The sequence below is a fragment of the Alteromonas sp. RKMC-009 genome (assembly GCF_003584565.2).
Lineage (GTDB): Bacteria > Pseudomonadota > Gammaproteobacteria > Enterobacterales > Alteromonadaceae > Alteromonas.
In genome coordinates this window covers 115,781-136,482 of record NZ_CP031010.1, presented here as the reverse complement: position 1 = coordinate 136,482, position 20,702 = coordinate 115,781, and the positions used below count along the sequence as shown (strand labels likewise).

General features: G+C 47.4%; 21 protein-coding genes and 2 pseudogenes. 8 read left to right on the top strand and 15 right to left on the bottom strand.

Going from position 1 to position 20,702, the window contains the following annotated elements; all coding sequences use genetic code 11:
• Positions 1-8: 8 nt before the first annotated feature.
• On the bottom strand, positions 9-851 hold the full coding sequence (locus DS731_RS00620) for an aldo/keto reductase (protein ID WP_119499518.1): 843 nt from the start codon (positions 849-851) through the stop codon (positions 9-11).
• A gap of 175 nt (positions 852-1,026) precedes the next feature.
• Between DS731_RS00620 and DS731_RS00615 the strand changes: the two genes are divergently transcribed.
• On the top strand, positions 1,027-1,389 hold the full coding sequence (locus DS731_RS00615; protein WP_119499517.1) for a RidA family protein: 363 nt from the start codon (positions 1,027-1,029) through the stop codon (positions 1,387-1,389).
• A 174-nt stretch (positions 1,390-1,563) separates the two neighbouring features.
• On the top strand, positions 1,564-2,370 hold the full coding sequence (locus DS731_RS00610; protein ID WP_161599057.1) for a sensor histidine kinase: 807 nt from the start codon (positions 1,564-1,566) through the stop codon (positions 2,368-2,370).
• Here DS731_RS00610 and DS731_RS00605 read toward each other — a convergent pair whose 3' ends face one another.
• Positions 2,371-3,561 (bottom strand): MFS transporter, encoded by a 1,191-nt coding sequence (locus DS731_RS00605; protein ID WP_119499515.1) that lies wholly within the window; start codon positions 3,559-3,561, stop codon positions 2,371-2,373.
• A gap of 161 nt (positions 3,562-3,722) precedes the next feature.
• Between DS731_RS00605 and DS731_RS00600 the strand changes: the two genes are divergently transcribed.
• The gene (locus tag DS731_RS00600; RefSeq protein WP_232373528.1) at positions 3,723-4,616 is read left to right on the top strand and encodes a LysR family transcriptional regulator; all 894 of its coding nucleotides are present in this window, start codon (positions 3,723-3,725) and stop codon (positions 4,614-4,616) included.
• Between the two features lie 20 nt (positions 4,617-4,636).
• Here the strand turns inward: DS731_RS00600 and DS731_RS00595 are convergent, their stop codons facing one another.
• The 6 genes from DS731_RS00595 to DS731_RS00570 form a co-directional block, all read right to left on the bottom strand.
• Positions 4,637-5,572 carry an AraC family transcriptional regulator gene (locus DS731_RS00595; protein ID WP_119499514.1) on the bottom strand — a complete coding sequence of 312 codons (936 nt, stop codon included), beginning with the start codon at positions 5,570-5,572 and terminating at the stop codon, positions 4,637-4,639.
• 149 nt (positions 5,573-5,721) lie between these two features.
• Positions 5,722-6,492: a glycosyltransferase family 2 protein gene (locus DS731_RS00590; protein ID WP_119499513.1), complete on the bottom strand. Its 771-nt coding sequence runs from the start codon at positions 6,490-6,492 to the stop codon at positions 5,722-5,724.
• Positions 6,485-7,261 carry a glycosyltransferase family 2 protein gene (locus DS731_RS00585; protein WP_119499512.1) on the bottom strand — a complete coding sequence of 259 codons (777 nt, stop codon included), beginning with the start codon at positions 7,259-7,261 and terminating at the stop codon, positions 6,485-6,487. Before DS731_RS00585 ends, DS731_RS00590 begins: the two co-directional genes overlap by 8 nt.
• Positions 7,251-8,177 (bottom strand): DUF6492 family protein, encoded by a 927-nt coding sequence (locus tag DS731_RS00580; RefSeq protein ID WP_119499511.1) that lies wholly within the window; start codon positions 8,175-8,177, stop codon positions 7,251-7,253. The genes DS731_RS00585 and DS731_RS00580 overlap by 11 nt, the downstream gene beginning before the upstream one ends.
• A gap of 376 nt (positions 8,178-8,553) precedes the next feature.
• Positions 8,554-9,495 carry a PDR/VanB family oxidoreductase gene (locus tag DS731_RS00575; protein ID WP_119499510.1) on the bottom strand — a complete coding sequence of 314 codons (942 nt, stop codon included), beginning with the start codon at positions 9,493-9,495 and terminating at the stop codon, positions 8,554-8,556.
• The gene (locus DS731_RS00570) at positions 9,492-10,553 is read right to left on the bottom strand and encodes an aromatic ring-hydroxylating oxygenase subunit alpha (RefSeq protein ID WP_119499509.1); all 1,062 of its coding nucleotides are present in this window, start codon (positions 10,551-10,553) and stop codon (positions 9,492-9,494) included. Before DS731_RS00570 ends, DS731_RS00575 begins: the two co-directional genes overlap by 4 nt.
• 237 nt (positions 10,554-10,790) lie before the next feature.
• Here DS731_RS00570 and DS731_RS00565 point away from each other — a divergent pair, with 237 nt between their 5' ends.
• Positions 10,791-11,501 (top strand): GntR family transcriptional regulator, encoded by a 711-nt coding sequence (locus DS731_RS00565; protein WP_202980689.1) that lies wholly within the window; start codon positions 10,791-10,793, stop codon positions 11,499-11,501.
• 32 nt (positions 11,502-11,533) lie between these two features.
• On the opposite strand, the gene DS731_RS00560 is transcribed toward DS731_RS00565, so the two are convergent.
• The 5 genes and pseudogenes from DS731_RS00560 to DS731_RS00540 form a co-directional block, all read right to left on the bottom strand.
• Positions 11,534-12,406: a DNA ligase gene (locus tag DS731_RS00560; protein ID WP_119499508.1), complete on the bottom strand. Its 873-nt coding sequence runs from the start codon at positions 12,404-12,406 to the stop codon at positions 11,534-11,536.
• A gap of 147 nt (positions 12,407-12,553) precedes the next feature.
• The gene (locus DS731_RS00555) at positions 12,554-13,084 is read right to left on the bottom strand and encodes a protein tyrosine phosphatase family protein (RefSeq protein WP_119499507.1); all 531 of its coding nucleotides are present in this window, start codon (positions 13,082-13,084) and stop codon (positions 12,554-12,556) included.
• A 69-nt stretch (positions 13,085-13,153) separates the two neighbouring features.
• Complete coding sequence (locus tag DS731_RS00550) at positions 13,154-14,848, bottom strand: methyltransferase domain-containing protein (protein ID WP_119499506.1); 1,695 nt, start codon at positions 14,846-14,848, stop codon at positions 13,154-13,156.
• A gap of 113 nt (positions 14,849-14,961) precedes the next feature.
• The gene (locus DS731_RS00545; protein ID WP_119503238.1) at positions 14,962-15,390 is read right to left on the bottom strand and encodes a DUF3010 family protein; all 429 of its coding nucleotides are present in this window, start codon (positions 15,388-15,390) and stop codon (positions 14,962-14,964) included.
• A gap of 213 nt (positions 15,391-15,603) precedes the next feature.
• Positions 15,604-15,909: pseudogene (locus DS731_RS00540) on the bottom strand (integrase core domain-containing protein); the annotation flags it as partial.
• A gap of 94 nt (positions 15,910-16,003) precedes the next feature.
• Here DS731_RS00540 and DS731_RS00535 point away from each other — a divergent pair.
• Entirely contained in the window at positions 16,004-17,245 is a 1,242-nt protein-coding gene (locus DS731_RS00535) for an IS110 family transposase (protein ID WP_119499505.1), read from the top strand.
• A gap of 211 nt (positions 17,246-17,456) precedes the next feature.
• Here the strand turns inward: DS731_RS00535 and DS731_RS00530 are convergent.
• A pseudogene (locus DS731_RS00530) lies at positions 17,457-18,301 on the bottom strand (IS3 family transposase); the annotation flags it as partial.
• A gap of 547 nt (positions 18,302-18,848) precedes the next feature.
• On the opposite strand from DS731_RS00530, the gene DS731_RS00520 reads away from it, so the two are divergent.
• A complete protein-coding gene (locus tag DS731_RS00520; RefSeq protein WP_442858446.1) occupies positions 18,849-19,022 on the top strand; it encodes a helix-turn-helix domain-containing protein in 174 nt (57 codons plus the stop codon).
• A gap of 2 nt (positions 19,023-19,024) precedes the next feature.
• Here the strand turns inward: DS731_RS00520 and DS731_RS00515 are convergent, their stop codons facing one another.
• Positions 19,025-19,207 carry a hypothetical protein gene (locus DS731_RS00515; protein WP_119499502.1) on the bottom strand — a complete coding sequence of 61 codons (183 nt, stop codon included), beginning with the start codon at positions 19,205-19,207 and terminating at the stop codon, positions 19,025-19,027.
• 193 nt (positions 19,208-19,400) lie between these two features.
• Between DS731_RS00515 and queD the strand changes: the two genes are divergently transcribed.
• On the top strand, positions 19,401-19,763 hold the full coding sequence (gene queD, locus DS731_RS00510) for a 6-carboxytetrahydropterin synthase QueD (protein WP_119503237.1): 363 nt from the start codon (positions 19,401-19,403) through the stop codon (positions 19,761-19,763).
• The gene (locus tag DS731_RS00505) at positions 19,738-20,700 is read left to right on the top strand and encodes a DUF6884 domain-containing protein (RefSeq protein WP_150154201.1); all 963 of its coding nucleotides are present in this window, start codon (positions 19,738-19,740) and stop codon (positions 20,698-20,700) included. The genes queD and DS731_RS00505 overlap by 26 nt, the downstream gene beginning before the upstream one ends.
• The last annotated feature ends 2 nt before the right edge of the window (positions 20,701-20,702 follow it).

Below are 20,702 nucleotides of genomic sequence, written 5' to 3'. Positions count from 1 at the left end.
TTGCCAGCCTATTTATAAGATGCCAGAAACTCGATGGTTTGCGGATCTCTGTGAGAAAAGAAACAACTTTGTTTACGGTCCAGAGCTTCAATTTGTGCGATGTCATCTGCAGTTAACTCAAAATCAAACACCTCAAAATTTTCTTTAATGCGGGAAGGCGTTACTGATTTCGGGATCACAATGACACCTTCCTGAAGTTGCCAGCGCAGCACTACCTGAGCCACGGATTTGCCGTACTTTCCTGCAATGGCCTTAAGCTCTGGCAATTCAAACAAATTATGCCGCCCTTCAGTGAACGGTGCCCATGACTCCAGCGCAATACCCTTAGTTTTCAGATATTCCAGCTCGGCTTTGCGCTGATAGAAAGGGTTATATTCGATTTGATTTACCGCCGGTTTAATCTCGTTAAAGGCGATTAAATCAGCAATCCGGTCGGAATGAAAATTACTGACTCCGATACTTTTCAGCACACCTTCTTTGTGCAACCTTTCCATGGCGCGCCATGAGCCGTAAATATCATTGAGAGGTTGATGGATAAGATACAAATCCAGATAGTCCGTGCCCAGGTTGTTCAGGGATGTTTCTACTGCTTTTAAGGTTGAGTCATACCCCATGTCAGAGATCCATAATTTGGTTGTCAGAAAGATATCCTGCCTGGCAACATGACTGGTTCTGACCGCCTCACCCACCGCTTTTTCATTGCGATAGGCTGATGCAGTGTCAAACATGCGATAACCGGTATCCAGCGCAATTTCCACGCAGCGGGTACACAGCCGCGGTTCCTCAACCTGATACACGCCCAGACCCAGAGCCGGCATCGTTTCGCCACTGTTCAGTGTTTTGAATAACATTCTTTTCTCCTTATACATCCCCGTGCATCACCATACCGGCGGTCACCACAAACGATAATCACTAAGTCTCACACAGCGTTATTAGTAAAACTCATTAATGCGCGGTGATCCTTCGGGTCGATTTACCGGAGCAAAAATGCCACACTAGACGTTTTGCAATGAAAGCCTCACAGCCATGAAAATACATCGAATTAATCCCACCCGACGCTGGTCTGAAGTCACTGTTTTTAACGGTATCGCGAACTTTGTTGAAGTACCGGAAGACGAAAGCGCCACCACTATCGAAGCACAGGTAAAAGCCGTGTTTTCTCAGGCTGAAGCCATGCTGGCACTGGTGGGCAGCGACAAGTCCCGAATTCTTACTGTCACTATTTATATAACCGACTTTGCCAATGTAGACCGCCTCAATGCGGTATGGGACGAATGGTTTGACGAAGGGACAGCCCCCAGCCGCGCTTGTGTGAAAGTGGAACTGACTGATCCGGACTGGCTGGTAGAAATGGCGTTTACGGCTGCAGCCGGTGAAGACTACCAGTAGATCCACTACCCGTTTCCCCTCTGAGTGGTGCAAATATGTACCACTTTCCCCCGCAACTGACCCGTCACTTTTTTTGCAGTTCTGCTTTTTAGCCACTACGATTTTATCAGGTACAGCAGGCGACATATGCTCCCCTGCTTTTTGGTTCTCAGCACTGAAACTGAATTGACGTACATGAACAAAGCATTTGAAAATTCATCCTCTCAAACAGATCAGGAAAAGCAGTTTGAATCTGAAAAAATGGATGCAGTGGGCGGACTGGTTGCCGGTGTCTCCCACGAAATCAACACGCCCCTGGGTGTTAATATTGCAAACTGCACGCTGTTGATGGAACTGCTTGACGAACTCAAACAGGACTTTGACAACGGCGAGCTTGATACCGATAAATTCGCAGAGTTCCTGGAGACTTCGCAGGACATCACTTCCAGTATGCTGAAGAACATGCAGCGCGCATCGAAGCTGCTGACCAGCTTTAAGAAAGTTGCGGTTAAAAAGTCTGAAGAAGCCAGCCAGCTGGAGCAGGTAAACGTATCAGAACTGGTCACAGAATTTATCGCCTCCTATGAGCATCATTCTCAGAATAAAACCATTACTTTTATTCCAAGATTTCCACCTAAAATCATCGTCACCACCTACCCGGCCGTGCTTATTCAGATCCTGACGGCACTCACATCCAATGTGATGATCCACGCCTCAGGCCCGGGTCATGAGCATTGCAAAATTACCATCACCATTGCCCCCGCCGGCGACGGGTATCAGTTTACTTTTGCCGATGACGGTGTGGGGATCACCGAAGAAGAACTCAAAAAAGTGTTTGAGCCTTTCTACACCACTAAACGGGGTGCAGGAAACGCGGGCCTGGGATTGAGTGTGGTGTACAACCTGGTAAAAGTAACACTGGCCAGCGACATTTATAATGAAAGCACGCCGGAAGGCGGTTTTGTTGTGTCGTTCAAACTGCATAACCTGATGGCGGAGTAATCACTCCGCCTGAGGCTTAAGCACTCCGCGACCACTCCCCACCAGACATAACGATGCCAGCGTCAGCACCACACTGCCTGCAAAGGTCACATTGATACCGAAACCGTCCAGTAATACACCGCCGGCTGCTGCACCGAAAAGTATCGCCGCCTGAATAGCCGCCACTATAATACTGCCCGCCGCTTCAGGTGCATCATCCACATTCTGACTGAGCCAGGTCATCCAGCCGATGGACATAGCCGTGTTGCAGATGCCCCATAAAGCCAGCAGCACACCTACCATGAATACAGAACCGCTTAACCCGATAAGTCCGGCGGTTACCACACTCATCACCAGCGGTACCCCTTGCAGAAAGCGTACAGCGTGATCGTTTGCGAATTTGCCGCCAAGCCAGGTGCCTGCGAATCCGGCTACGCCGAGTAAGAGTAACAGGAAGGTAAGCAGAAGAACGTCCCCTTTCACTTCAGATTCGATGTAGGGCCGCAAATACGTAAACATGGCAAATGCACCGGCATAAACACAAATAGAGGCAATGATGCCGCGGGCAAAGTAGCCCCGTTTCAGTAATCCGAACATCTCACCAAAACCTTGTTTTTTATCTGTGGGCATCGAAGGCAGTGAAATCATCTGCCAAATCAGATTAACTGCCACCACAGGTACCAGTACCCAAAAGACACCGCGCCAACCAATCAGATCACCCAGGTAGCTGCCAAGAGGAGCAGCGAATGCAGCAGCCACCGCCTGTCCCGAATACATTATTGCCAAAGCCTTTGATACACTGTCTGCCGGTACAAGGCGCATGATCACAGCAGTCGCCAGCGACCAGAACCCGCCGACACAAATTCCAAGTAACGCTCTCGCTACCATTAACATGATGAAGTCAGGCGCAAGAGCAATGAATACCAGTGACAGCAGCATACACCCTGTCATCGCCAGCAATACCCATTTCCGGTTCAGTTTTCCTGCTACAGTGCTGGTTAACAGACTGGCGACAACGGCAAAAAAACCGCTGACTGAAATTGCCTGACCGGCCTGCCCTTTGGTCGCATCCAGGCCATCTGCAATAGGTGTGAGCAAACTGACGGGCATAAACTCAGAAGCAATCAGCATGGCAACACACAGTGTCATTGAGAACACTGCACTCCAGTAACCGGCTTTGTTACTGCTATCGTTTTGATGAGTTCTATTCATTACAACCTGCTCAATAAAATTCACGTTAATTATATTTTCGTTATTTACAGCGAACAATTGGCTCGCTGTCATCTCAACCATGAATTGATTTCATCAAAGAAGATGTTTTTTATGCTGGCACTGCGTACACTGGCAGGCAGATTAGCGAAAGAGATAATGTGATGATCAGAGACGAACTGGGCGATTTGTCACTTTTTATGGTGGTCGCAGAGGAAAAGAGTTTTACCCGCGCAGCTGTAACACTGGGCGTATCACAGTCGGCAGTAAGCCACGCGGTGAGAAGACTGGAGGCTTCGGTGGGGATCCGGCTGTTGCACAGAACCTCACGAAAAGTGTCGGTAACTGATGCCGGCGAGAAGTTGCTGGCTGCACTGAAACCCGGTATCAGCCAGATCACTGCCAGAATAGAAGAGCTGCGGATGCTTGGCGATGCGCCCAAAGGAACAGTGCGGATTTCAGCCAGTAAACCTGCGGCCCGTTTTCTTTTGTGGCCGAAGATATCTGGTATTGTTCGGGATTACCCCGAAGTGAATATTGAACTGAACCTCGACAGCCGTCTGAATGACCTTGCTGCGGAACGTTTTGATGCCGGTGTCAGGCTGCGTGAATTTGTCAGCCCCGACATGATTGCGATAAAAATTGGCCCCCCTGTATCACTGGCAGCAGTCGCTACGCCTGACTACTTCCGAAAACATGGTGTCCCCGAACATCCCGACGAACTGGACCATCACGCCTGCCTGTCTCTGCGGTTTAATGCGCTGGCACCGGCCTATGACTGGGAGTTTGAAAAGGACGGTATTGAGATCGTAAAAAAAGTATCAGGCCCGTTCATTTTCAGTGAAAGCGATATGTGTATTGATGCGGCACGTGAGGGCCACGGCATTGCCTTTGTCACTGAACAGGAAGTAGAAAATGAAATAGAAAGCGGTGCATTACGCCGTGTACTTGCGGACTGGTGCCCGCCTTTCGACGGCTACCATTTGTGTATTTCCAGCAACCGGCAGATCAGTTCAGCCATGCGACTGGTTATCGACCGGTTGAAATATCAGGAATAAAGGCGCGGTGATGTTCACTGTCACCCCGCCTGCAGAGTCCTTTTTTCGCCTTCGATCATACGCCATTGCGCTTCCACATCCCGCTTCGGAGAGTTCCCAAAATACCGCGAATACTCACGGGAAAACTGGGAAGGACTTTCATAGCCCACACGGTATGCAGCGTCCGAAGCGTCAATTTGTTCGCCTATCATAAGACGTCTGGCTTCCATCAGTTTAAGGCTTTTCTGATATTGCAGCGGGCTCATAGAGGTGAGCTGTCTGAAATGATGATGGAAGGTGGATTTACTCATTTGCGCACGTTCCGCCAGCTCTTCCACGGTATAAGATTGCGTAAAATGAGTTTTCAACCAGTCGATGGCTTTCGCTATCCTTAAGCCCTGGCTTCCTGCTGAAATAATATGACGGAGTCTGTCACCCTGCTCCGAATTCAGAACCCGCCAGTAAATCTCTTTTTTAATTAGCGGAGCCAGCACTGAAAGCGATGCCTTATCGTCCAGCAGACTAACCAGCCGGTCACAGGCATCCAGCAACTCCGGCGTAGTATTCCCGACCGACATACCGCTGTTAGAAGAGGCTAAGGTTTTGGTATCTGCAGACGCTTGCATGAGCAGTTCGCTCATTGTGGTAAAATCCAGCCGCAACGCCAGACCGAGATATGGCTCAGCACGCTCTGCTTTTAAAATCTGCGCCTGCGCCGGTAAATCCAGTGAGGTAATTAAAAAGCGGTAGCGATTGTAATGAAAGATGTCACTACCCAACGCCATCCGCTTTTCCCCCTGTACCACCAGCGCGATACTTGGTTCAACAAAGCAGGTTGTACACTCCGTCGGCGCATCTTTGCGATAAAAACTGAGCCCGGCAATATCAGTGATCACATTTGACTGACCGGCGGTATGCCGGCTAATCCGGTCAGCGAGTTTATCGCTGATAATATCGATGGCTGCAGAGTGAAGCATATTCCTGATCCCGGGTGAAAAAAAACGCTGCTTATAACGTTATTTTTAGCACAAGGCTGCCAGAAGCGGATAACGTAATTGTCCGGCTTTATTGCCTGATCGTCCGGGACTCCGGATTTTAGTTACTTTGAATTTCTACCTTATGAGTACTATTTATTCCGCTCAGTCAGCTCGAACAGCTTCGCTTCTTTTAAAAATGCATACATCGATTCAATGTACGCGTGGGTCAGTCCCCGCTTGCCGGACATGAAATGCCGTTTGAACAGGTAAGTTTTTAAAAAAGTCAGCGGGAAAACCAGCAACAATTTCAGCAAAGACGGTTTTTTGTTGCTGTTAAATTTCTGCTGCGCTTTCAGCGATGAATAACTGTTCTGTTTATTCATCAGCAGTTCGGTACTGCCATAGCCATAGTGCATGACCAGCCCTTTAATATCGCCGGTGGTGGTACCCTTTTCCAGTTTCACATTTTCATGCACCATACGATCTTCCGGGTATCGGGCAGTGCCCTGTCTGAACAACCGCACAATATGGCGCTTTGCCGCTTTCGACGACATGGGTCTGCCCCAGAAAATATCTTCGAAGTGCAGGCGGTACGCACCGTGAGACGGGTTTTCGCCGGTAACTACCGTTTGAATGTGTGCTGCGGATTCTTCACTCAGCACCTCGTCACCATCAAGGTTCAGTAACCAGGGCTGAGTACACTGACTCATCGCAAAGGCCTTTTGTTTAGCAAAGCCGGGCCAGTTCCGGTGGATCACTCTGGCCCCGTGACGCTCTGCAATCATGATAGTGTCATCGGTACTGCCGGAGTCCACCACTATAATTTCTGCAGCAAAGCTGACAGCAGAGAGCACCTCGTCCAGCCTTTCAGCTTCATTGAACGTAATCAGATAAACACTCAGTGGACACGGGTTACTCACCGGTACTTCCTTCTCTGTTCATGGCCCACAGTGCGGCGTATTTATGAAACCCGTACTGGGCAAGAATAATGGCCATCATCAATCCGGCTCTGCCATCCAGAAAGCCACCACGAAGCACATACTGTTGCAGAAAATCGGTAAAGAAACGCAGACAGGCATAACCCAGCGACGCCTTTTTACCACGGGCAAATTTATCTTTTGCAGACAATACCGCGTACTGTACATGCTTATCGATAGCGTGTTTATAGTTACGCCAGCTGTAATGCAATAAAGGCGATTTCAGCACCAGTACCTGCTCTTTTTCCAGAATCAGCGATTCATGCACGCTGGCTTCTTTGAACTTCGCACCGTGCTTTAGGAACAATTTACCCTGCGGCGTGCTGTAACGTCCGTGCTTCAGCACAGAGCCCAAAAAGACAGTGTGCCAGGGGCATTTTATGAAATTTGCAGACAGGTGCTCTGAGGACAACACCGCCACAATTTCATCTCTGAGAGCAGGCGTGACTTCTTCATCGGCATCGATGTTCAGTACCCAGTCATGTTTACAGTAAGTGAGGGCACGGTTTCGTTGTACACCGTAACCCGGCCAGTCTGTTTCGATGACCTCGTCTGCATACTTTTTGGCGATACCGACGGTATCATCCGTACTTCCTGAGTCCAGCACAATGAGTTGATCGACCCAGCCATGCAGTGATTTCAGGCAACGCTCAATTCTGTCGCCTTCATTTTTGGCAATAACAAAACAGGATAACTGCCGTTTAGCTGGCATGAAGCTTCCTCTCAGGACCCGGGATGAAAGGCGCTATTTTGTCCCATACAAGATTATTGTCAAACCGCATACTGCTGTTTACAACACAAAATAAACCGTGTCCGTTCGGGGCGAAGCTTTGCTCTGCCTGCCAGGCTTCAAAAGGGTGTGAATCGTGAATAAGCAGCGCCTGAGGATTTTCAGCTGTGCAGGCATCCACGTGGTATTGCTCCAACATATTGCGCTTGTGCGCCGTCAGATAATACAGAGAATATTCGGTCCATCTGCCACGGCGATGCCGGTAGAGGGTCCAGTTCGTTGGCGATTTAGGATTATGCAGACCGCATAATTTATCCACCCAAGACCCCTTACCACGCAGGTTAGCGGCAATTTCTTCGCCGGTAGCTTCGCTGATGTCACTGGCCATCAGCGCCGGAGTTACTGTCATGCCCAGCTCAGGATTGCCCACATCGCCGGACATTTTTAAGATGCGGGCGGAGGACTTCCACCATTTGGGATGCTGCGCCCGCTGCTCGTACTGGATAAGCGCTTTGCCGCCGGGTAATAAAAGCGATTCGGTTAACGGACGCAGGCAAATTGCGTCGGCATCCAGTGTCAGATAATAAGGCGTGGTTATCGCTCTCGGTGCTGCCAGCTTGACGATTTGCTGCTTACGCCAGCCGCGGACATGACGGTGCTTTTCAAATTCCGGAATTAGCGCTTCTTCAGACATCACGCGGATAGAAAATTCTGACCACTTCGCAGTGCGACGGCGAATAATATCCACTTCATCCGGTGGACAGACAATCAGAAACTCACTGAAAACCTCAGCGGCATTAAACGCGCTGAACGTAGCAAATAAAATTTCCGTACGGCCCAGATCATCAACACCGTAACTTCCCTGTATACATAATGGCAAAACTGCTGTGATAGCCATAGTGATGAAAACCTCCTGTTTATAAAATATCTTAAATTTTTATGTCTGTGTTCTGCTTTGTAACGGATCACAAATATGAGTTCAAAAGAGTTTAAAAGAGAAAACACCATCAAACGCAAACAAAAGACACACTTTTCAATTGCCCTGTTCATATTTTTACGTTTCTTTTTACAGTATTTATATTTTCTGAAAAGAATCGTCAGTCAAGTGTATGTGTTTGTACATATTACGATGAGAGACTCTGTATGCTCAGAGTATATGGAAAGGCTGCGATACCATATTCGACGAACGTAGGAGTGGGTCGGGTAACTTAAAGAAGAAACGCTTAAAATCGTGAATATACTGACGCACATTCACGATTGAGTTTTTCAGCATTCTACAGATCCAGCACTAAGCGTCCGCTTCTGGCCCTCGAACAGCAAGGGGTGATCAGTCTCATCTGTTGTTTTTCTTCGTCGGTGAGAAAAACATCGCGGTGCTCAGCTTCGCCATCCAGCAAGCCGGTGACACAGGTGCCGCACACCCCTTCTTCACAGGAAACCGGCACAAACACGTCATTTTCTTCCAGTACCGAGAGGATTGTGCTGTCTTTATTCACGGTGAAAATGTCACCACTGGATTTGAGTTCAATTTCAAATGCTTCATCTGATGAGGTATCTGTTTCTGCTGCGGTGAAAAACTCGCGGTGCAGTTGTGAAGGCGATAACCCGGCGTTCTTTGCCGCACTGAGTACATCTTGTATAAACGCGCCCGGCCCGCACACATACACCTGTGCTTTATCAGGCGCACCATAAAAACAACTGTTCAGATCAACCCGCTTACCGACGAATGCAGCCTTACTGATAACGTGCACACAGGATGCCGGTCCGAGCCGGTCTGCATACACGGCCCGTTTGTCGTCAGCAACTGCATAGAAAACACGGAACGACCGCCCTGCTTTCTGACAGGCTTCAGCCATGGTCACAATGGGCGTAATACCAATACCCGCAGCAAACAGGTAGCAGGGCGCATCGCTGTTATCGAGGGCAAAGTGATTACGGGGCTCACTGATGATCAGCGTGTCGCCTTTCTGCACTGTTTCGTGCACGCTCACAGAGCCGCCACGGCTTTGTTTATCTTTTAGTACGGCGATGGTGTAATGATTATCTTGCGGCTGACCGCACAGAGAATACTGACGGGTGAAATCACCCGGCAACTGCACATCAATGTGCGCACCGGCTTGCCACTCAGGCAACCGGAGGCCATTTTCAGCCACCAGCTTTAACTGACATACCGAGTCATTGAGTAAGATTTTAGAGACGACCGTAGCCTTAATCATGCCACTTGCTCCGCAACAGAAGACTCCGATTCAAGCTTGATGGCTTTTGTGATCATGCGTCTTGCCTGCACACCGCCAGCGTCGATATCCAGTTTCAGTAAATGGCGTTCAGGATAGCGGCTGAGATTCCGTTGCTGACGTTCCAGCATTTCTTGATCTTCGGCAAAAATTTTACCCTGCCCCTCGCGAATTTTATCGGTCAGCGCCGGATCCTGCGGTTTAAATTTTCTGGCCATGCCCCAGAAGTACAGAATAGAGGTGTCGGTCGCCGGCGTGATGAAATCCACCACGATACTGCTGGCTTTCACCTCGTCGGGTGCGTGATACCCGCCATTACCGGCCAGAGCTACGCCCACTTCAATCATCACATGACTGGGTAAGTCGAAGCGGCAAATTTGCCAGCGGTCTACCGGCGCATTCTTATCCAGCCCGTTCATCTCCATCGCTGCCTGCCAGAATGGCGGAGGCATGATATTTTCCATAAACCGGCTGGTGACCACCTGCTTACCTTCCATAGTGGTTTTTACCGGTGTTTCATCAATTTCCTTTTGTCCGATACTGGTGGCATGCACGTAAGTTTCGTGCGTTAAATCCATGAGGTTGTCTATCATCAGCCGGTAATCACAGGCGATTTCATACAGCCCGCCGCCGTACGCCCACTCAGGACTTTCTGCCCACTCGAGATGAGGAATGTCAGACACACAGGCTTTTTCTTTGTCGCCGGGCCATATCCAGATATAGCCATACTTTTCCTCAACAGGAATAGCGCGGATGCAGGGAAAACGCTCCGTTCTCTGATTAGGCATAGAATGGGTTTTACCGGTTTTGTCCATTTGCAAACCGTGATAACCGCATACCAGCTTGCCCTCTTCCACGTAACCCAGCGACAAGGGCGCTCCCCGGTGAGGACAGAAATCTTCAACGGCCTGAATTGCCCCTGTTTCATCACGATAAAAAGCAATGTCGATATTGCATACGGTTCTGCCAAGTGGCGCAGTGGTATTGACCTCGTCAGCTGCTGCAGCCACATACCAGGTATTTTTCATAAACGTCGTCATAGGAACACCCTGAAATTGGATCCAATGTTAAAGTAAAGTAACGGCATTAACCCTACACTAACTTTAATATTGGATCCAATAGATCATTATTCGGACTAAAAAATAGTGTTAATCCGGTTTCGCAAACAAGAATGGATCCAAAGAAAGAAATGCGCGTTGTCTCACGGAGTACATGATGTTTTACACGGGGGCGTGTATGCTTGTCTCAGTTTGTACAGCATTAACAACAGGTTCATTTTGGTTACAGGTAAACACGCTGTTATCAGTATTCTGAGAAACAAAATCCTTTCCGGTGATTTTGCTCCGGGTGAGCGACTGGCGGAAATCCCCACCGCAGAGGCACTTGGTGTTTCACGCACTCCGGTACGTATTGCATTCAGACAGTTAGCGCAGGAAGGACTGCTTACCAAACTCCCGCGACGTGGTTATCAGGTACGTCATCTTAATCAGGAAGACATAAACGGTTCTGTGGAAGTGCGTGGTGTGCTGGAAGGATTAGCCGCGCGGCTGGCGGCAGAGAAAGGTCTGAGCGAAGCGCATCAGGCACAGTTAGCAGAATGCCTGCATGAGGGCGATGAAATTTTTGCTGACGGCGAACTCACCGATGATGATGTCCAGCGTTATGTAGAAATGAACAACACCTTCCATTCGGTGATCCTTGAAGCCAGTTGCAATCCTGCCATTGCGGCGGCATTGCAGCCCAACGAATTTTTACCCATGGCCTCGGTCAGCGCCATGGTATTTGACCCGAAAGACAGCGCCAGGGAATACCGGCGCCTGCTTTACGCACACCAGCAGCACTATGCCGTTGTTGATGCCTTGCTAAACCGTCAGGGAGCGCGTGCAGAAGCCTTAATGAAAGAACACGCCCATGCTGCACTGGTGCGGTTTGATGCAGTGCGGGACTCTTCGTCAGTGAAAGTGTACCGGTTAGCCGGGCAAAAGTGAGCAAAGAGAAGCCGGCAGAGATGTGACTCTCTTTACTGATGATTTCCCATATCCTTGTCCGGCCTCACCCGCATAAAACTGGCAAACCTGGGCAGACCTTTTTGTGTTCTGCCGTAAAATTTATACGTTATCCAACTGCCCACCGGTGGCGGACTGGCGCGATCGGCATCGCTCAGGCCACTGCCTACTTTAAAAGTGAGGCCATTCCGGCTTTGTACAATGAGCGAGCCGGTCAGTCCTGCATATTTGCCTTTCCCTGACACATAGCCAATCACTTCTGCTTCATCATCTTCGTGACGTTTTAGTTTCAGCAGCAGCTCACTGCGACCGTCCTTATACAGGGCCTGCCTGTGATGCAGCATAAGCCCTTCACCGCCCGCATTAACGACCTCATCCAGCCTTTGTTCCAAAGTTGCTGCAGTAGCCATCTGCTCCTGAGGCACAGCTTTAAGCGCAGTACTGTTTGTGCTGGCCACCAGCTTATTGATTAGTTTTACCCGCTCAGCAAAGGGCTTTGCGGACCCCGGCAAGTCGAACACCATCATGCTGACTTCCTGCCACCGTTCATCCGGCGTATCCCGTAGTACTACCGATGCAATACGCTGAAAATCATCACGCTTCGTCCACAACTCCCCGTCCAGCGCCTGTGCCGGCCAGTTCGCAGTAAACCATTCAGGCGCATGTATTTTATTGCCGTTTCGTGTTTTCAGTTCTGTACCCGTCCACCGGGCCCGGACGCCATCCAGCTTTTCACTTATCAGGTAATTTTGAATATCAATCGAATCTGAGTACTGTGAAGCGAGTTGCAAAGGCAACTTTTCCTCATCAACAGGCTTATTTGCCAGCGCAGCAGCAGAGAAGACAGTGATAATCATGAACAGAAAAGCACAGGCGGGATATGTCATTCAGGTAGTCCGGTAAGGTAAAAGACTCAGACTACAGCGCGGTCCCGATAAGAAAACCGGGCTTACGGGCAGATTAGGGACGGTTTTAGAGTGCCATAAAAAAAGGGTCGAAGTGAAAGGCGCATTTGATGAAATGCGCCCCGGCATTCAGCTTACCTGATAATGCGCTTTAACGGTGTCGATGAAAGCCTGCCAGGTTTCGTTAGGTTGCCAGATGGCATCCAGGTCTGCCTTCGCCTCAGCTTCAGGCTCGCCCAGCTGAGTGACGCGGTACAAATAGGTAAACACAGCGCCACGCCAGTTCAGTTTACAATGGGTCAGCGTTGTTCCTTCCCGGCTCTGTGCCTGCTGCATATAGCCCACGTACTCCTGAAAATTTTCCAGCGTCGGGTTATCCCACACCACCTGCACATTCTCGTACGCCAGGCCGGTATCCAGAACAATTTCCCGTTCCTCACTTCTGTCACCGGGGATCAGGTCAATCACAGTGGTAACCCCCTGCGCTTTGAACACATCAAAATGAGGCTTTGACGGCAGTCCGGAACTCACCATATTTTCAGTATTTACCTGAAAGTTCTTCAGCGGCGGCAGCTTTTCAAAGTTACCGTTCTCAGCAGCCTGAGTAAGTGTAGTAAGCATCAGAGTTGTCAGTAGTAACAGGTGTTTGAATGCGTTCATCGTTCCCTCTTTGGCGCATGGTTCGGGCAGTTTCACTAAACTTACTATAGGACTTAACGCTGCGCCGCACTACCATTCTTTTAGTTGCTGAAAATCTTTAATTCTGTCCCGTTGCATCACCATGGCTTCGAATACGTCTGAGAAACTACGGTTTGCGGCACTTAAATTAGGCAGAGACAGGTTAGCCTGAATAAAAAACTCATCAGCCTGATCCTGCCACGCCTGCTCCCACCATCCGGTAATGACATGCCGGCTATTCATCATCCGCAAACTCGTCGGTAACTTATCGGATTTTTCAGCATTTATCTTTGATTGTGCCGGTAAAAGATTCCAAAGATCGTTATTAGGCCAACGTGAAAATGGCATTGCGTGATCAACGGCGTAGCTGTTTATCCTGATAGCCTTGCTGGACCAGCAGCATTTCACTTCTTCCTGCGTCAGCAAGCTGTCCACGCGGCCCCTTACTCTGGCTGTTGTTCTGACAGGATCTTCCCAGCTCAGTGCACGGAGTAAATCCCCTTTAGAGACCGTGCGGTTTTGTCTGGTCATGTAGCTTTCCATCAGCGCTACCCACTCATTCACCAGCGACGGTTCTATCCAAACGCTGAACCGTGAAAGGGAATCCCAGATGTGTTCAGGCACATAGAATTTACCTACAGATGCAAAATAAGCCCCGTCGAGTGACAGGCAGTCCTTAACACGGGGATGGTTAAGAGTGACATCAAACACACTGTCTTTTGTGCCGGGAAGCGTGATGTATCTGGCCGGCATATCTCTGATAACGGTGGCCACATCTTTTATTGTGCGATGAACAGCACGGGCACTCAGAGGGTCTGAGAAGTTCGCCCCGACATACAAATCATTGCCGGAAAAAGAAGCCAGTTTTTCCCAGCCATCTTCTTTCAGGAATCCGGGCTTTTTAGCCGGGTCGCTGTTCTGCGGGAGATTAAAATGATCGAGGAGAGGCTTAAATAAACGGATCCAGTACAACGCCACCAGTCCCGCCGGTAATACAACATACCCGTCGGTACGGTCGATAACCGCTCCGGGGTGGCCTTCGGCTATTCTGAGCAGGGTTCTGAGTAAGGCGACTTTGTATGTCGACGACTTACTGTCGTTTACGATGATATTTCGAAGTAACGGAAATGCACCGGAGCCGTCGTCCGGTAACGAAAGCACCACGGTTTCCCATGTTACGTCGCTACGTCCAAGCTCATCAAGTTTTGCCTTTTTGCTTAGCAGCCTGAAGGTTAATCCAAACCGCTTTGCCAGCGCTGACAGCTCATCTGCGGAAACCGGATACATAGTGCGCCCGTCATCAACTGCGCCACCATGGCGAAGAGAGATAACAATTTTGCCATTGGCTTTTAGCAGGCCACTGACTTTGCGCAGGCAGCGCTCCCGCTCAGAAGGCACAATGTGCATCCAGGCCGCGCTGAGTAAGATAAGATCGAACCGGGCAGACAGGTTAAACACTTTTTTGAGTTCCGGCAGACTGTCATCCAGCCAGTGAACAGGTTGATTTACGGCATAGTGTTGCGCCCGCTCGCGAATGCCGCCGGCTGGCTCAACAGCAACCACACTTAACCCTCTGGACGCCAGATAGCGCGCATCACGACCGGAACCGGCACCAATATCCAGCGCAAAGCCTTGTTGCGGTATTTCATCCAGCCAGTCCTCATGCACCTGTTCGAAAGACACACTGTTGTACTGCGCAGTCAAACGCTCAGCATGCTTCGAATAATAGGTGATGTTGTCAGTCAAGCAGCGTTTCCTTCGCCAGCTATTTGCAAGATGCAATTGAATGAAACAGGTATATCAGCAAGGCGGGTTTGGCACAAGGGAGAGATACTCAGCAAAATGACCTTGCGGGAAAACTACAGGTGTTGACTCATGTAGGCCAGAGCAGTTTCAAATGCTGACTTCTGGAATCCTTTTAAACCCGTCTCGCTAAACTCTACGTACATCTGGCTATCTTTTAATGCTGCTTTAATTTCGGTCGGCGGCATTATGATAACTTGCACCCCGCTTAGTAATTCCAGCGCCGCCTCCAATTTGAAGCCAATAGCGCCACCGGCAAACTTGCCCTTCATCGGACGCTGGCGGATAACGATTATTTCGATTTTGTAATCCTGCACCAACTGAGCGAAGGATTTCTGAAAGTACTTAAGCTCATGGGCAGTCGCGGCCTTTTGCAGGCTCAATTTACGAGTGCGGCAATCAGGGAGCCTGAACATATCGTTCTCAAGATTCAACAGGGCAATGTTTGCATCATTTCCCGCCAGTTCTACACCACATACACGCATTACAAAACTCCACCTTAAAGTACCGAACCTGAGTATACCGGATTTACTGACTCCGGGGGCTGATTTTCTGGTTTTGAATACTCTTTTCCGCATGGTTTAGCTGACAGAGAAGCTTCAGGGGAATTAGTGGTGGTTCAAAGAGCGATACTATAGAAATGGGCGACAAACGGATAAGCGATACTGAACTTTCAGGCTACTGTAAACCTCCCCTAATTAGTTACACCCATAATTAGAGCTTTCGGCCTGTTCATGTTTGCTTAAATATTCCCATGGTGTCAGATCGTTCAGAGCATCATGGGGGCGTTCTTCGTTATATTCCGTTATCCAGTTTTCGGTCAGTTCCCGAACTTCATTCAGGGTTCTGAAGACATACATATTGAGTATTTCTGTCCGGTAAGTCCGGTTGAATCTCTCGATGAAGGAGTTCTGTGTAGGTTTGCCTGGTTTAATAAATTCCAGAGCAACGCCATGTTCTTCAGCCCAACTGGCCAGAGTGACAGAGATGAATTCCGGTCCGTGGTACCTATTGAATAATGCTTTTCGAGCAATCTTTTTAAAGATGTCGGCCATTAACTATTACTTATAGTGACCAAACAATAAGTGGAGTTAACTAATGACCGACAAGAATAATGATAGTAAAAATCTGACTTACGTAGCGATCGATATTGCCAAGAAAAGTCATGATGCTCTTATTCAATTTACGAACGGCCGCACTGTGCAGATGAAAATTGAAAACACATTACAAGGCTACCAGCGTTTGTGGGATGAATCATGTGCCCACGGCTCAACTATCCGGATTGGATTTGAACCGACGGCTGATTACCATCGCAATGTTGCTCATTGGTTTCAAGCAAAGGGAGCGCAATGTCATCTCGTCTCTTCATTGTCCTGCGCCCGCGCTAGAGAGATGCTCTATCAAACTTGGGACAAAAATGATCGTAAAGATACGCGCGTTATTTTGTATCTACTCAGTCAGGGCATGTCCCGGCCATTTTTTGATCCATTAGTTCATCAAACTATGGATATTCAGGAGTTGTCTAATACTTATCACCAGGTAACTATTGCCAGAACTCGCTGTTTGAACAGCCTGGTTAACCACAATCTGACATTGTATTTCCCTGAAGCTGAACAATTTCTTCACAACTCTAGATCAGAATGGTTTTGTGACTTTTTACTGAAGTTTCCAACCCCTCAGTCGATTACCAGATACCGGCAAGAGACATTTGTAAAGCGAGCATGGGATGTCATCGGTAGAAAGCAATTCAAGCAGCAGTTCCTTGAACATCTTTACGTCATCGCCGAAAAATCAATCGGTTTGCCAGTAGATATCAAAAGTGTTGCCGTAGAAACGTATCGCATGCAACTGCAGCGATACATCGATTTGACGAGGCAGCGATTGGAGCTTGAGCGTAAGTCAGAAATGTTTCTATCAGAACGTTCAGATTACCAAAGGTTGAAAACGATACCTGGGGTTGGGGCCATCATCGCGCTTATCATAATTGCTGAAAGCGGGGATTTATCTCGTTTTGCTCATTATCGGCAATATTTAAATTACTGTGGGTTTAACCTGTCAGCTCTGCAAAGTGGGCAACAGAAAGGCAGCTACAGACTATCAAAGCGTGGCAACGCGCGCTTAAGGTATGGTTACTGGCTCGCTGCGAACGCAGCAATCAGAATGAAAGAAAATAGCTTTCGTTATAAGTATGAGCGTTATATCAGACTCAATGGTAATTCTGCTGATATTAAACGCAAAGCATATACCGCTGTGGCAGTTAAGTTAGCCAGAGTTGCCCACTCAATCGTCAAGAATGATGTCGACTACCACGGTTATCACGAGGTTTGTCGGGGGACGTAAATCAATCGGGCCGTTAAGGCGCGTTACGCGACCTAGTGGATAATGCTCTACGTCCCCGACTTTTAATAATGCTATGTTAAGTCCGTTAGTGCCCTTCAGATAGGGACACCTGTACATCATGGTAAGCAATATTTTTTCGGGCTGGGTATTGTCGTCAGCAACGTACTAAGATTAAACAGCGTTACATATGACGTGTAGCTAGGGATATGCTGTCCCCGAAAATGGTTGACTCAATAGGTAGTCCGTTATCCATGCGTAGTTGAGTTGGTAATCCCCGCTCGGCCTTAAGTTGTTCTAACACGCGTACGACACGGCCAGCAGGCAAAGACGTATCGACTTCAATAGCAAGGCACTCCCGCGTGCCTTCATCCACCACATTCAGTGTCCTGAACCGTTTCCCGCAATATAACGTGTCATGCATAAAGTCCAACGCCCATTGATGGTTTGCCTGATCCAGCACTTCTAATGGCTGGGCTATTCGTTTGGGCAGTACCCGTTTAGTTCTGCGCCTCAGGTTCAATCCCATTTGGCAATAAACGCGATAGACACGCTTGTGGTTGAAGGGAAAGCCTTTGAACCGCATTCGGCCAAAACACTTCCAGAAGCCTGCTCGTGGCGACTTCTCCAAGACCGCATTGATAGCATCAATGACAGCAGCATCTACTTTGCGCCAGTCTCTTTCTGGACGATAAAAGGTCGCACGGCCAATACCAACAAACAGACAGGCCTTTACGATACTTAGTCCCGCATCAACTAGGATCCTAACGCACTCTCGTTTCTCTGCTGTCACCAACCCTTTTTTGCGACAAGCTCCTTAATGGCATTGTTTTCTAAGCTGACATCTGCAAACATCTTTTTGAGCTTAGCGTTTTCTTCTTCAAGCTCTTTCAACCGTTTGACGTCAGACGCTTCCATGCCGCCGTATTTGGACTTCCAATTGTAGTAGGTTGCGCTGCTGATACCGTGTTGGCGGCAGACTTCCTCAACCTTCATACCTGCATCAACTTCCTTTAACACCCCAATAATCTGAGATTCTGTATATCGTGATTTTTTCATAGTCGTCTCCTGCATTAATCATTGCAGAAAACTCCAATTAAGTCTGTCTCAGTTTAGGGGAAGTGGACAAAGCCCTACAACCATAAAACATGAATTAATCAACGAGAAACTTTTTGTAGATACCGCGGATGAGTTCCTTTCATATTAATTATCGAGTGGTTTTAGTTAGTTTTCCCCTTAGAAAATAAACACATATCTTTCTTGATCTCATCCCAATCGTACAGGATTTTCCTCCCACCAAACGGGCGAATATAGTGAACTCCGTGAATTAATACATTGTCTTTTAGTTGTTCACGAATCGTACGACAATCATACTTTATCAATTGAGACAGTTCTTCTGTCGTTACATAATTTGCCATGGCTTAGTCGCTATAAATCTACTTTAGTGTTACTTTACAAGGCAAATATTCATACTAAAAACAAACTTGCCATCCAGAATGACAAGCTACACACATTCAACGCCATTTTCAATGGCTTTTTTACATTCTAAATGGCATTTTTTTAATCAGGAGGTTAAAAAGTGATAAAGTGTCACTTAGCTAGATTGATGGGTGAAAAGAAAATGAAAATAACAGACGTTGCAAGAGAGACAGGCCTCAATAGAAACACCATAACCTTGCTCTACAAAGAAACTGCCCTTCGCGTAGACTTGGAAGCTATAGACAAACTTTGTAATCTTTTCGAGTGTGAAGTAAGCGACTTATTTGAAAAAGTAGATTGAGACTATGCGCTTTCTCTGTAATCACTCTGAGTTGAATTAAGAAACTCTCTTATGGGGTTATGCTCAACATGAACGCCTAAAGCATCTAGCGCAATATTAATTGCCTCTTGCTTGCAACCATTCCTGTTTTGCGACAAAACCTCTACGATTCTTTCTAGTGAATGAATTAACTCTTGCTCTTTCATACCGTGAGACTCCATTAATAGGTTCTAATCACAGTAAAGTACTAATGCAGTTTTATGTCAATACAAACAAGAGATGCCATCTTTTAAAAACATTTATGGTTGGATAACACCTATTAACCCCGTTTAGACAAAATCCACAGTAGCTGTCTAGCGAATGATTGGATACAATATAAAAATTAAGGGAGGTCTTAATATGACTGTTGAGATTTATAAAGATTTTACGTTTGAAGCAGCGCACTTCTTACCTAATGTTCCAGAAGGTCATAAATGTGGAAGGCTACATGGACATTCTTACAAAGTGAGAATTCACCTAACCGACCAAATAGACGCCACTACAGGTTGGTTTATTGACTTTGCGGACGTTAAGAAGGCATTTAAACCTATATTATCCCAGGTTGATCATAACTATCTAAACGATATTGAAGGATTAGAAAATCCAACAGCAGAAGTTATTTCAAAGTGGATTTGGGACCGCTTAAAACCTGAACTCCCGCAAATTAGCGCAGTTGAAGTTAAGGAAACCTGTACTTGTGGTGCCATTTATCGTGGACAGTAAGCGAACTGTTCATTTTATTACCAGTTGCACACAGTCTAAAGCAGTAAAGTATGGCAATGCATTACCCTTATCGGAGTGTTCAGAACATCCGGAGTTTAGCCCTGCAAAATGGCTAAGTGCACTTTCGCAAAGAGCGGAAAAGGGCCCTGCTTTGGAGGTTTATACAGGTGATCATTGGTCGGTATCTAAGGATATTCTAGAAAACTACGCCGCTGAGTTATGGGTTCTATCTGCTGGTTATGGCCTTATAAATGCTAGAAATGAAATAGCATCATATGACGCAACATTTTCTACTGGCAATAGAAACTCAGTTTGCAACAACCTTGGTCTAGATTCGCTTCCACAAGAACAAAACAGAATATGGTGGAATGGGCTTACAGAATTAAATGATAATTCATTGTCCTTAACCGAACTTTTTAGACGCTTTCAGAATGATATTTTTATTATTGCAGCGGCCCCCACTTACATCAATGTTGTTAAGCAGGACATAAAAAAAAGCATTTCATCCCGGCTATTAAGTAAAGATAACCTGCTTATGATTACCAGTTTAATTGATAAAGACCTGCAAGATTTCTCGGTAGTAACTAGAGAAAAAGTTAGAACCCACAAAGCCATCGGAGGTTCTATGGTCTCCCTTCATACAAGAGTTGCAAGGCATTTATTGAAGTCCGGCAAGAAATCTAACTATTCCATAGCGAATATGAAAGAGGAATACCAAGCGCTCGAGAAGCAATCGTCCGACATTGAAAAAAAACCAATAAAAAAACTATCGGATGATGAGGTTTTAAAAATTATTGAAGATCTACTCGTTGAGTTACCCGATGTAAAACTTGCAGCGTCTGTGGTCTTAAGAAGATTTAGAGAGAAAGGTTATTCTTGCGAGCAAAAAAGGTTTTCTCGGTTATTCAAAACCGCGATTAGGTTTGTAGTTGAATAGAA

Excerpts from the sequence above, each read along its gene's own strand:
- DS731_RS00620 (WP_119499518.1), bottom strand. The coding sequence starts at position 851 with ATGTTATTCAAAACACTGAACAGTGGCGAAACGATGCCGGCTCTGGGT.
- DS731_RS00615 (WP_119499517.1), top strand. The coding sequence starts at position 1,027 with ATGAAAATACATCGAATTAATCCCACCCGACGCTGGTCTGAAGTCACT.
- DS731_RS00610 (WP_161599057.1), top strand. The coding sequence starts at position 1,564 with ATGAACAAAGCATTTGAAAATTCATCCTCTCAAACAGATCAGGAAAAG.
- DS731_RS00605 (WP_119499515.1), bottom strand. The coding sequence starts at position 3,561 with ATGAATAGAACTCATCAAAACGATAGCAGTAACAAAGCCGGTTACTGG.
- DS731_RS00600 (WP_232373528.1), top strand. The coding sequence starts at position 3,723 with ATGATCAGAGACGAACTGGGCGATTTGTCACTTTTTATGGTGGTCGCA.
- DS731_RS00595 (WP_119499514.1), bottom strand. The coding sequence starts at position 5,572 with ATGCTTCACTCTGCAGCCATCGATATTATCAGCGATAAACTCGCTGAC.
- DS731_RS00585 (WP_119499512.1), bottom strand. The coding sequence starts at position 7,261 with ATGCCAGCTAAACGGCAGTTATCCTGTTTTGTTATTGCCAAAAATGAA.
- DS731_RS00580 (WP_119499511.1), bottom strand. The coding sequence starts at position 8,177 with ATGGCTATCACAGCAGTTTTGCCATTATGTATACAGGGAAGTTACGGT.
- DS731_RS00575 (WP_119499510.1), bottom strand. The coding sequence starts at position 9,495 with ATGATTAAGGCTACGGTCGTCTCTAAAATCTTACTCAATGACTCGGTA.
- DS731_RS00570 (WP_119499509.1), bottom strand. The coding sequence starts at position 10,553 with ATGACGACGTTTATGAAAAATACCTGGTATGTGGCTGCAGCAGCTGAC.
- DS731_RS00560 (WP_119499508.1), bottom strand. The coding sequence starts at position 12,406 with ATGACATATCCCGCCTGTGCTTTTCTGTTCATGATTATCACTGTCTTC.
- DS731_RS00555 (WP_119499507.1), bottom strand. The coding sequence starts at position 13,084 with ATGAACGCATTCAAACACCTGTTACTACTGACAACTCTGATGCTTACT.
- DS731_RS00545 (WP_119503238.1), bottom strand. The coding sequence starts at position 15,390 with ATGCGTGTATGTGGTGTAGAACTGGCGGGAAATGATGCAAACATTGCC.
- DS731_RS00535 (WP_119499505.1), top strand. The coding sequence starts at position 16,004 with ATGACCGACAAGAATAATGATAGTAAAAATCTGACTTACGTAGCGATC.
- DS731_RS00520 (WP_442858446.1), top strand. The coding sequence starts at position 18,849 with ATGGGTGAAAAGAAAATGAAAATAACAGACGTTGCAAGAGAGACAGGC.
- DS731_RS00515 (WP_119499502.1), bottom strand. The coding sequence starts at position 19,207 with ATGAAAGAGCAAGAGTTAATTCATTCACTAGAAAGAATCGTAGAGGTT.
- queD (WP_119503237.1), top strand. The coding sequence starts at position 19,401 with ATGACTGTTGAGATTTATAAAGATTTTACGTTTGAAGCAGCGCACTTC.